Origin of the sequence: Longimonas sp. (assembly GCF_040409695.1) — a bacterium.
Taxonomy (GTDB): domain Bacteria; phylum Bacteroidota; class Rhodothermia; order Rhodothermales; family Salinibacteraceae; genus Longimonas.
The window spans coordinates 1-6,877 of sequence record NZ_JARWGJ010000132.1 but is presented as its reverse complement, the minus strand read 5'-3'; the positions used below and the strand labels follow the sequence as shown (position 1 = coordinate 6,877).

Here is a 6,877-nt window from a genome sequence, read left to right as displayed (position 1 = left end):
ATCACGCCTGACGAAGCGGTGTCGCGTGGTCTCGTCGATGCAAAAACATATGACGCGCTTGAAGAGGCTGCTCTCAACGTATTTGAACGCGGAACCGAGATCGCAGCCGAGCGCGGCCTTATTCTTGTCGACACGAAGTATGAGTTTGGGAGCGCACCAGACGGTACGCTGCGGCTCATCGACGAAGTGCACACTCCCGATAGCTCTCGCTACTACGAAGCGGATGGCTACGAAGCCCGCCTCAAAAAAGACGAGCCTCAAAGACAGCTCTCGAAAGAGTTCGTACGGGAGTGGCTCATGGACCAGGGTTTTCAAGGACGAGATGGCGACACCATGCCCGACTTGCCCAACTCATTTCGGATAGATATTGCAGCCCGGTACATCGATCTGTACGAGCGCCTTACAGGCCACACATTTGAGGCTGAGGTGCATCGCGCTCCTGAGCAACGGATTGCCGAGAATGTACAGGCCTTCCGCCAAGCGGCGGCGTAGTACAGCGGCCCAACGATTGTACGGCAGCGATGTCCTCAGCCCCATGTGTAGCTACGTAGCTCTGGGGCCCTCCAGCCACACCAGAGTTTACAAGATATAGAGAGCGGTTGATAAGGGATACGATCCACCGGTATCAACAGAGAGAGCACTCTGACCACTTGGCAGGCTACACGCCTGTTCAGGGTACGTATTCAGAGGAGGTTCTCTGTTTTTCCGTGGATGCACACTGCTTAAGTAACGGACAGCTTAACCAGACATGCAACCGTGTATAGCAACGGATGCGAAAATATGTTTGGCTTGTGTAGGACTACCAGCAGCCATCCTTTCAACCTGAGCCTCTGTATGAGCCTCTGTACGGTGTGCGTCTAAAGGGACGCCAACGTCTCTTTGATTGCATCGAAATTGGGCTGCTTGCCTGCATTATCAAGCACTTCGGCGTACTGTATGATGCCGTCAGCATCCACAACAAACGCGGAGCGCTTTGCGATGCGATCCAGCTTCATCGGAGTGAAGTCGTTGTCATACTTCGCACCGTACGAGGCCGCGATGTCTGCATTGTGATCGCTGAGCAGGTCGAACTGCAGGTTATTTACCTTGCGATACTCATCCAGCACGAAAGGGGAATCGGTTGAGATGCCGACCACCGTTACGCCATCATCTACACCATAGGCGCTAAGGTCGTTATTCACTGCGTTCATCTCATTGGTACAGACACTCGTGAAGGCACCGGGAAAGAACAGTAGTACAACAGGCCCATCCTGATCCAGAAGCGTAAAGGGCTCAATGTCTTGTGTGAAAGCCGTAAAGTCGGGGGCTGAATCTCCTACTGAGAGCGTTGTCATAGTCGGATGCGAAAATTTAGAGTCTACGTAAAACGAATGACCCGAACAGGATCGATGCGCGAGGCAACGCGCGCCGGAATGTAAGCTGCCACGAGGCAAAGAACAAATGCGACTCCTGTTACGAGCAGCACATCAGTCATACTGAGCGCCATAGGAGCGGTGTCCATGTAGTATGCTTCTGCGGGTAGCGGAATAACGCCGTACGTTTGCTGTATCCACCCGGTACCCACAGCGATTGTCGTACCCAGCGCACTGCCCACGAATCCAATAACAGCACCCAGCACCAGGAAGACACGCTGAACGCCCCGTGCTGAAAGCCCCATGCTCATCAAAACACCGATCTCGCGGGTTTTTTCAAGCATCATCATAAGCAGCGTGCCCACAATGTTAAAGGCAGCAACGATGACGATAATGCTAATGACCAGCGGTACGATATTCTGCTGCAAGTTAATCCATGCGAAAAGGCCAGCGTACTGCTGATAGACCGTACGCACGGCAGCCGGAAACGACAGCTCTTCGCTCAGAGCGCGAGCGGTGGGCTCGATATCTTCGGCACGGTGTAGCATCACCTCAAACCGAGATACCTGGTTGTCCGGGTACTCCAGAAAGCGACGTGCCTCCTCAAGCGGTAAAAAGAGAAACGTATCGTCGATGAAGTCAAGCGAGGTCGCGTACGTGGCTGCGACCGGGTACTGCTGCACGCGGGGCTGCAGGTGCGCTGCTGAAGTGCTGTTGCGTTCAAGAGCAAACAGCGTGAGGCGATCCTCGGGGGCAATCTCGAAACGCGACGCGATGGAGCGACTCACGAGGATCCCGTCGCCACTTAGGAAGCCGCTTGGGTCGTCGCCAGGCTGTTCATCAGCGCTTGCTTGGTGCGCGGTGGTGCGCACCAGTTCGGGCAAGGCATCGGTACCGATGAGCACCAGCCCTTCGATCGAGCGCGGGCCGGTGCGTGCAATCACAACCTCCTCTATGACGGCACGCACCTCGCGGACGGCCTCCTGGGCGCGGATCTGGGCACGAATAGTTTCCGCATCTTCGAGAGGCGCATCCATGTAGCTTACAACACTAAGATGAGCTCCCGTGTCCATCAACTTACCTTCGATCTCCTGGCTGAAGCCCCGCACAATGCCAAGCGCCAGAATGAGTGCAGCTACGCCCACCGTTACGCCTCCTACGGCCACATACGTGATGAACCGAACAAACGCCCGCCCCTCACGCTGTCCTTCAGCACGGCGGAAGTACCGCAGAGCCAGAAACCATTCCAGTCGCATACAGGCAGCGTTGACAAGTAAAATTAGTTAATGCAGTTCACCGTACCCGCACCCTCCCACGCTGTTCACAGCATCTGCCGAATTTGCCGTCAAACCAGTAGGTTGAGATTTATGCAGAGGTCTCTTCCGCCGGTTGTGCCTATGGGAGCGCTTTCATAGGTTACACTGGCGTGTCGCATTCGCGCATACAGCGGCGCTTGAGCTCTCGCATACCTTGCTTGCTCCATCATCGTATATCCTGAATAGAACTTGACCCCATTTCATGCAAAACGCCATCAGCACGCCCCCGCAGCCAGACAACGAACCTACGCTTTCATACGGCCCGGGTACGCCCGAGCGCGCCTCCATTCGCGCCGAACTGGAGCGCCTGCGCAGCCGCTCCGTTGAGATCCCCGCGTATATCGGTGGCGAAGCCGTAAAAACGGGACGCACAAGCCGCGTAACCGTCCCCCACGATCATCAACACGAGCTCGGCGCCGTACACCAGTGCGGAGCCGACGAGGTGAGTCGTGCTATTGCTGCTGCCGCCGAGGCAAAAGCCGAATGGGCCGCGATGGACTGGAGCGACCGTGCGGCGATCTTTCTTCGCGCCGCCGACCTCATTGCGGGGCCGTGGCGCGACACCCTGAACGCTGCTACCATGCTTGGACAGGGAAAGAACGTATACCAGGCCGAGATCGACGCTGCCTGTGAACTCATCGACTTCCTCCGCTTTAACGTCCACTACGCCGACCAGATCTACCGGGAGCAGCCCGACAATAGCCCGGGCGTGTGGAACCAGATGCAGTATCGCCCGCTTGAGGGCTTCGTGCTGGCTATCACGCCATTCAACTTCACCGCCATTCAGGGCAACCTGCCCACAGCCCCGGCCCTGATGGGGAACACCGTGCTCTGGAAGCCAGCCTCCCGCTCTATCTATTCGGCCTACTTCCTCTACCAGATTCTCGAAGAAGCCGGCATGCCTGCAGGCGTAATCAACATGCTGCCGGCCGACGATGGAGCCGATGTGGGTACCCCCGCTATGGCATCGCCCGACTTCGCCGGGCTCCACTTTACCGGGTCGAAGGCTACGTTCGATCATCTGTGGAAGACCATAGGCCAGAATCTGGATACGTACCGGTCGTACCCGGTCATCGTAGGCGAAACCGGCGGTAAAGACTTTATCGTGGCGCATCCCTCCGCCAACCCGACTCAGACGGCCACAGCCATCGTGCGGGGCAGCTTCGAGTACCAGGGACAGAAATGCTCGGCATCGTCGCGCATCTACCTCCCCACCTCGCTCTGGCCCGCGATCAAAGATGAGCTGGCTGAGCAGATTGAAAGCCTGCAGGTCGGTTCACCCGAGGACCTCACCAACTTTGTGAACGCGGTGATCGACCAGCGCGCCTTCGACAAGATCACCGGCTACATCGACCGCGCCCAGGCTGCCGACCACGCAGAGATTCTGTTTGGCGGCACCTACGACGATAGCACCGGCTACTTTATCGACCCGACCGTAATCAAAGCCACCGATCCGCATTACGAGTCGATGGAAGAGGAAATCTTCGGCCCCGTCACCACCATCTACGTTTACGACGACGACGCCTATGAAGAAACCCTCGACCTGATCGACACAACCTCGCCCTACGCCCTCACCGGCGCCGTCTTCGCACGCGACCGCGCCGCCATTCGTCTCACAATGGATCGCCTGGAGCAGTCCGCCGGAAACTTCTACATCAACGACAAGCCCACGGGAGCCGTTGTGGGGCAGCAGCCCTTCGGCGGCGCGCGCAAGTCGGGCACGAACGACAAAGCCGGCTCCGCGCTCAACCTGCAGCGCTGGATCTCGCCACGAGCCATCAAGGAGAACTTCAATCCGCCCGCGCACTATGCCTACCCCTTCCACCAGCCCGATGCATAGCCGGTAAAGAATGGTATTGAAGTATAAAGGGGATGTGTCAGGCAAGCGCCGGGCACATCCTTTTTTATTTCTGTAACGCCCTTCTATGTCGGATACATCGTTGCTACATTTTTTTACGGGATGCGGGATGCCTTTCGCTTCGAGACGGGATAGTCGCTATACCCCCAGCCCAGACTGCACGAAGTACGCAATAGCCCCCCTGCGGTCATGCATCGCGAAAACGCAAGATGGTCACGAATCCAACAGCCGTGTTTTTCGTGCAAGGACAACCCGTTATCCATTAAAACTCGGTCGTCCTCTTATGCCACGTACTGCTTCGATCGATGCCCTTGTTACCCTGCTTGATGACCCCGACGCTGCCGTGCAGGCTGCCGTACGAGAAGAGCTGGCCACGTGTGGCCCCGACGACCTGGCCGCGCTACGCAAGCACATCCGCTCGCTTGGCGAGGCGGAGCAAGAGGCGTTAATGGACCGCATCCAGCCGCTGCATTTCGACATGGTACAGCGCGCCTGGCACGCCGTCCTCGACAGCGACACGCCCGACCTTGAACGGGGGGCGTTGCTCCTTGCCTGGTACCGCTACCCCGATGCTGACTTACATGGATGCCAGGAGCAGCTGGATGCGATGGCCGCCTCCTTCCAGAATGCACACCCCGGCCTTTCCGGGCATCGTGCCGCTATGGAGCTGGCCGACTACATGGCACACGAGCTACACTTTACCGGCAATAAAGACGACTACAAAGACCCTGACAACTCGTTCTTGAACCGCGTGCTGAAACGGCGTACGGGCATCCCGATTAGTCTGTCGGTAGTTTACCTCCTGCTGGCTGAGCGAGCAGGCATCAAAGCCTACGGGGTAAACCTCCCACGGCACTTTATCGTAAAGTACCAGGATGACCAGCACGAGATTTTCTTTGATCCGTTTAACGACGGGCAGCCGATGGACCGGGGCGATTGCGTGCGCTTTCTGCTGAAAGCCAACGTGCAGCCGCATCCGCAGCACTTTGCCCCGGCTCCCCCGCGCTCCATCTTACTTCGCATGGCTCGCAACCTCTTGATGTGGGCCAAGCAGCACGACAACATCCAGATGCAAAGCGAACTCATGCAGCTCATGGCTCCGTACGATCCTTCCATAGAAGCGAGTGAATAGTCTACCGTGACGGCTCCAGCCATCTTCCAGAGCGTAGACCATCCTGGTCCTGCTTCCCCCGCTGGTCTCTACAGCCGGGCCGTGGCACGTCCTACAGGGTACCTGATGCTTCCAGTCATGGTTGTAGCACTCATGCAGGCCCTACAGGGCGCCCCGCTCTTTCCGGAGCTGTATGCCGCCGCCGGGGCCGTGCTCGTCGTTGCCAGTAGCTGGACCCACTTCCAGCTCGGGCGTACCGTAGTCGAGATTCGGATACGGGGCCATCAGATTGCGATGCGCTCAGCGCTCGACGTGGTCCACGAGCGCCCAATTACGTGGCATCCGCTCCTGCGGGCAAAGCAGCAGCGCGACGGCCTGCACATTTATGCCGGCGACCATACGTTTCGCATCCACCGCGTAGACTGGCCCGCGTATTCTCGCATTCAAAACGCCCTACAGCCCGATGACGCGCCCGAGCAAGCCCGATCGTGCCCGTACTGAGTCAGAAGAGGCGCCCTTTCCCTCCCTGTCATCGGAGGCTGACCCTTCCTCTGGCAACTACTGGGATTACTGCCCCAACTGTGGATCGCGGCTGCATAACGAACGCTGCAAACGGCACTGTCCCAACTGCTTCTACTTCATGTCGTGCTCGGACTTTGACTGAAGGTTCAAGAACCACCCGTCCGTCGTGCTTCTTGTTTTTGGGTTGACGATGGTGACTTAACAGGCGCGCGATGTCTTGCAGCAGTTGTACAGGGAGACTTTTCTTGACACAGCGATATGTAGGCTTCTTGAGGCATTCGTGGCGCTTTCCTTCAAAAGAAGCTCTGGGGCTGGAGGGCGACCGCGAGGCAGCAGGCTACTGGTGCTGTGCGCAGCAAAACCCTGTGTATTTTGCTTGTATGTGAGCCTGCGGGGTTTACGCGGCTCCGCGTAGTGCATACATTAGACGTTGTTGTTCTTGTGCCCACGAGTCCCTCATCTGCATGAAGCGTTCTGTACGTCTTCCGGGGTTACACCCTGCCCCCGACTTTTCTTTTCGCGATGGCCAGCTCTCATTTCTTCGCAAGCTGGCTGCTGCCTACGAACGCGGCGAGCGTCACCATCTGGGCGTGTTTGTGCCGGGCTATGGGAAAACGCTGATTGCGCTTGCTTCTTTCTGTGTAGCCCGCGCCATGGGCGTGTGCGACCAACTGGTGGTATTTGTGCCGCGCGGTAACCTGCGCGACCAGTACGCCGA

At 57.7% G+C, this 6,877-nt stretch carries 7 protein-coding genes; 5 read left to right on the top strand and 2 right to left on the bottom strand.

Annotation, left to right across the window (positions count from 1 at the left end; translation table 11 throughout):
- Window positions 1-492: phosphoribosylaminoimidazolesuccinocarboxamide synthase (locus PPP56_RS08345; RefSeq protein WP_353563585.1), on the top strand; the 492-nt coding region annotated here is incomplete at its 5' end.
- 365 nt (window positions 493-857) lie between these two features.
- Here the strand turns inward: PPP56_RS08345 and PPP56_RS08340 are convergent.
- Window positions 858-1,334, bottom strand: a complete 477-nt coding sequence (locus tag PPP56_RS08340; RefSeq protein ID WP_353563584.1) for a redoxin domain-containing protein — start codon at window positions 1,332-1,334, stop codon at window positions 858-860.
- Window positions 1,335-1,357: 23 nt separating this feature from the next.
- Complete coding sequence (locus PPP56_RS08335) at window positions 1,358-2,608, bottom strand: ABC transporter permease (protein ID WP_353563583.1); 1,251 nt, start codon at window positions 2,606-2,608, stop codon at window positions 1,358-1,360.
- A 262-nt stretch (window positions 2,609-2,870) separates the two neighbouring features.
- Here PPP56_RS08335 and pruA point away from each other — a divergent pair, with 262 nt between their 5' ends.
- From pruA to PPP56_RS08315, 4 genes are all read left to right on the top strand, one after another.
- Entirely contained in the window at window positions 2,871-4,508 is a 1,638-nt protein-coding gene (pruA, locus tag PPP56_RS08330; protein WP_353563582.1) for an L-glutamate gamma-semialdehyde dehydrogenase, read from the top strand.
- A gap of 301 nt (window positions 4,509-4,809) precedes the next feature.
- The gene (locus PPP56_RS08325) at window positions 4,810-5,658 is read left to right on the top strand and encodes a SirB1 family protein (protein ID WP_353563581.1); all 849 of its coding nucleotides are present in this window, start codon (window positions 4,810-4,812) and stop codon (window positions 5,656-5,658) included.
- Window positions 5,659-5,739: 81 nt separating this feature from the next.
- Entirely contained in the window at window positions 5,740-6,138 is a 399-nt protein-coding gene (locus tag PPP56_RS08320) for a hypothetical protein (RefSeq protein WP_353563580.1), read from the top strand.
- A 485-nt stretch (window positions 6,139-6,623) separates the two neighbouring features.
- On the top strand, window positions 6,624-6,877 hold a 254-nt coding region (locus PPP56_RS08315), incomplete at its 3' end, for a DEAD/DEAH box helicase family protein (RefSeq protein WP_353563579.1).